This is a genomic window from Flavihumibacter cheonanensis (genome assembly GCF_022352215.1).
Classification (GTDB): Bacteria; Bacteroidota; Bacteroidia; order Chitinophagales; family Chitinophagaceae; genus Flavihumibacter; species Flavihumibacter cheonanensis.
Genome location: NZ_JAKRWF010000053.1, coordinates 1 through 291, shown reverse-complemented (window position 1 = coordinate 291; position 291 = coordinate 1). Strand labels below are relative to the sequence as shown.

The window sequence follows — 291 nt, the reverse complement described above, 5'->3', positions numbered from 1 at the left end:
CGCAGTTGCGCGTGTAGTAAGGCTGCACCTTGGAGAAGCCGCCGAGGTTGAACCAATCCTTCTCATTCATGTCGGCCGGGTAGTCGAACCAACCATCGGCGAGGAACTGCACATCTTCCATGTGATCTAGCATGCGATCTACTTCACGATCGTTCGGATCGAGAACGCCCGTGGGGAGGAGCTGGTGGGCGCCTATCTCGACGTCGTAACACCAGCTACGGCCGGCGTCCTGACCGGGGAAGAAGTCCGCGAGCTTACCAGGGCTGTGGACCTGAGATGGGTAATGGGGAA

At 58.8% G+C, this 291-nt stretch carries 1 protein-coding gene; it reads right to left on the bottom strand.

Annotated features, from left to right (window positions below; translation table 11 throughout):
* A partial coding sequence (locus MD536_RS21095) for a hypothetical protein (RefSeq protein ID WP_239603770.1) occupies nt 1-291 on the bottom strand: 291 nt, incomplete at both ends.